General features: G+C 44.6%; 1 protein-coding gene. It reads left to right on the forward strand.

Annotation, left to right across the window (positions count from 1 at the left end; translation table 11 throughout):
• Window positions 1-113 precede the first annotated feature (113 nt).
• Window positions 114-1168, forward strand: a 1055-nt coding sequence (locus O9X84_RS19500) for an IS4 family transposase (RefSeq protein WP_269521317.1), incomplete at its 3' end; no start/stop codon positions are given.

Here is a 1168-nt window from a genome sequence, read left to right on the forward strand (position 1 = left end):
CCTGAGGTATCCCCACAAATAAAATAGCAAAATCAGTGAGATAAAAAAGAAGGGAACATTCATGACGTTTGGTGATCAGATCAATCGCCAAACATCACTGAGACCAAACAACCATGAATGCCCTATCTATTGTGAACAAAGTCGTATCAATTGTCAGCTTCAAAATGCATAAAACCCGGCAACAAGCGGTTATTGCTTGTGTAAAAAGTCTGCTTGAAGGGAGCGCAGCGACCGTCACGAGTATAGGCCGAGGAATTAACAACAAAGCGTTTGAGAAACATCGGATTAAACGTGCTGACCGCTTGCTTTCAAACCCGCACCTGCTTAGCGAAGTGCCGTTTATCTATGCGGCCATCTGTCAGCTCTTTTGTAGAAACACCTCGCGCCCCGTTATCTCCATAGATTGGTCAGATTTAGATGACCGTAAAAAGCACTTTCTTTTGCGTGCGGCGATAACTGTGAAGGGAAGACCCATCACACTTTATCAAGAAGTTCATAGCAACAAGACCAAAGAGAAACCTACCACACACAAAGCGTTTTTAAAAACCTTACACGCCTTATTGCCCGCCCACTGCCAGCCCATTATCGTCACTGATGCAGGATATAAATCACCTTGGTTCAGGGAAGTCCTGGCGCTAGAGTGGGATATTGTTGGACGCATTCGTAAGCCGCATTTTTACTCGCTTAACAAAGGAAATACATGGCAATGCATTCGTTATCTTTACACGCAAGCAACGAGTCGCCCTAAGCGCTTTGATAATAGCCAAATAGTAAGAAGTAACCCATTTACCTGCACGCTTATTCTCTTTAAACAAAAAGCGAAAGGACGTCACGCGAGCAACCCGGACGGAACACGCAAAGCATCCAAACGTTCAAAAAAACATGCCCAAGGGGCAAAAGACCCGTGGTTGTTAGCCACGTCACTCGCTGCTCACAGACAATTATCAAAACAAGTCGTCGCTATTTATCGCCAGCGTATGCAGATTGAAGAAGGCTTCAGAGATATGAAAAGCACGAGATATGGATTGGGATATGAACAGAATAAAAGTGTTAAACAGCAGCGTCTTACGATATTGGTACTACTGACAACGTTAGCCTCTCTCGTCGCAATACTGCTTGGGATGGTGCTTGTTACCGCTAATAAACATCGTCGGTTCCAAGCTAACAC

The sequence above is a fragment of the Alteromonas sp. BMJM2 genome, assembly GCF_027257845.1.
Lineage (GTDB): Bacteria > Pseudomonadota > Gammaproteobacteria > Enterobacterales > Alteromonadaceae > Alteromonas.